Annotated in this window: 2 protein-coding genes; both read right to left on the minus strand. The window is 65.8% G+C overall.

The annotated features are described in order from the left end of the window. Positions 1–357 precede the first annotated feature (357 nt). A complete protein-coding gene (locus M0D64_RS44700; RefSeq protein WP_266262300.1) occupies positions 358–1,527 on the minus strand; it encodes an IS91 family transposase in 1,170 nt (389 codons plus the stop codon). Positions 1,528–1,548: 21 nt separating this feature from the next. Next, positions 1,549–2,424, minus strand: coding sequence for a site-specific integrase (locus M0D64_RS44705; RefSeq protein WP_121107632.1), 876 nt, complete (start codon positions 2,422–2,424; stop codon positions 1,549–1,551). Positions 2,425–2,550 lie beyond the last annotated feature (126 nt).

Consider the following 2,550-nt stretch of genomic DNA (forward strand, 5'->3'; position numbering starts at 1 on the left):
GTTCGTTAAGGGTTATTCGATGCCTGCCATCGACCACAGGAATGTGACGGTGCCTCTGCGCGTGTAGGCAGGCGTCGAATAAGCCTCGATGGAGGAAACCGCGGAGTGCCCCGATGCGGTTGGAGCTTCGCGGCTATGGCGATTGATCGGTCAGGATGCCCAGCGGTGCCGGATGCGGCGCGGCCACGCGGGATGCTTGATGCGCGCTGACGCAGTGATGAAGCGGTGCAGTGGCGCAATTGTGGTGGCGAAGCGGACGTGCGAGGGACTGCGCGAAGCGACAGGCGCAAACGTCCGCTCGTGGGCCGCGTTGCCGCAGAGCCGACGTTCGACAGGCAGATCGAGCAAGTGATGCGCTCATGTCTGACTCCGGCGCATCGGCGGTGCGCGGATCGGGGCGCTGCGCGCGAGGATGTCGATGACGATCATCGGTGCGCCGCAGTGCCGGCAGATGAAGACGGGCCGCGTCTGGATGACGGTGTCATCCGGTGGCGGGCTGATCTCGGGTGCGACGTGCAGCAGGTCCCGCACCTTCGCGAGACTGGCGCGGCGCACCGGGTTGGCCAGCAGTCCGTAGTGACGGATGCGATGGAAGCCACCGGGCAGCACATGGAGCAGGAAGCGGCGCATGAATTCGCCGGTTTCGAGGGTCATGGTCTTGTAGCGGGTGCGTCCCTTTGCACGGTAGTCCTTCCAGCGGAACGTCACGCCGCGCTCATCGAAGGCGACGAGGCGCTGGTTGGAGATGGCGACGCGGTGCGTGTAGCGTGAGAGGTACTCGAGCACCGCTTCCGGTCCGGCGAACGGGCGCCTGGCGTAGACCACCCATTCGCAGGTACGTAGCGGCGCAAGCCACCGGGCAAAGGTAGCGGGATCAGCGAGCCCGGTGTACTCGCCGAAGAACTGCAACTGGCCGCGCCGGTGTGCGTCTGCGAGTGCTTCGAGGAAGCGGCGCCGGAACAGGCGCGAGAGTACGCGCACGGGCAGGAAGAAGCCGGGGCGGCAGGCGATCCAGCGCTCACCGTCAGGCGACAGCCCGCCGCCGGGCACGATGCCGTGCACGTGCGGGTGATGTGTGAGCGCCGAGCCCCAGGTGTGCAGTACGAGCGTGGCGCCAATCTGGGCGCCGAGGTGTTTGCGATCTGCGGCGATCGTGCGCAGCGTGTCGGCGGCGATGTCGAACAGCAGTCCGTAGACAAGTCGCTTGTTGTACCAGGCGATCGCGCTGATTGGCGCGGGCAGCGTGAAGACGACGTGGAAGTACTCGACGGGTAGCAGATCGGCCTGGCGTGCCTCCAGCCAGCGGTGTGCGGCACTGGCCTGGCACTTCGGGCAATGCCGGTCCCGGCACGAGTTGAAGGACACCTCTGTCCTTGCGCAGCCTGAACAGCGCAGCACATGTCCGCCCAGTGCCGCCGTGCGGCACCGTTCGATGGCCGACATGACCTTCAGCTGCCCCAGGCTCAGGTGTGTCGTGGTCCGCCACGCTGGCCCGTGGCTGCGGAAGATGTCCGCAACCTCCAGCATGAGGCGCTACAGCGCGCGGGCCTACTCGGAGGGCAGACGGTCCAGCGGACTGGTGACCTCGTGCAGCAGGTCGGTGGCCACCTGGACGTAGAGCGCGGTGTTCTCGAGCTTCGCATGGCCGAGCAGCACCTGGATCACGCGGATGTCCACCTTCTGTTCAAGGAGGTGTGTCGCGAAGCTATGCCGCAGCGTGTGCATGGACACGCGCTTGTCGATGTTCGCAGCCTCGGCGGCGGCATGAATGGCACGATTCAACTGTCGCGTGCTTAACTGATCGAGCGGATCGAGCCCGGGAAACAGCCACCCACCATCGGGCATCCTGCCCTGCGCACGGGCCACGCGCCACCACACACGCAGACGCTCGAGCAGCACCGGCGAGAGCATGGCGTAGCGGTCACGGCGACCCTTACCCTGCTCGATGCGCAGTGTCATGCGTTCGCTGTCGACGTCGGTGACCTTCAGCGCGACCACTTCGCTGGCGCGTAGCCCCGCCCCGTACGCGACCGACAGCGCGGTCTGGTGCTTCAGGTTGGCGGCCGCCTCGATGAGTCGCCGCACTTCATCGGGACTGAGCACGACGGGCAATATGCGGGGCACGCGCACCGGTTGCATCCTGACCATCAGCTCGGGCCGGTCGAGCGTGACCGTGAAGAAGAACTTCAGGCCGGTGATCGCGTGGTTTAGCGACACGGCCGATGTGCCGTGGTCCACCAGATAGAGCTGGTAGCGGCGCAGGTCCTCGACGGTGGCCGTGTCAGGTGAGCGCCCGAGAAACCGGGCGAACTCACGCACGATGTGCAGATAAATGTCCTGCGTCTTGGGGGCAAGCTGGCGCATGCGCATGTCGTCGATCATGCGCTGGCGCAGTGGGCTGGCGTTTGCCGGTAAGGAGGTCATGATTCGGCTCCTGTTGAAGAACGAGGCGGATTGCCTCATTCGCCAACATAAAGCCGCGTGACCGGCGTTTCCCTGACCTCCAGCGTCAGACCGTAGCCCCTACCGCGCGAGCGGTTTAGTCCTTCG

This window comes from Paraburkholderia sp. WS6 (assembly GCF_030464835.1).
Lineage (GTDB): Bacteria > Pseudomonadota > Gammaproteobacteria > Burkholderiales > Burkholderiaceae > Paraburkholderia > Paraburkholderia madseniana.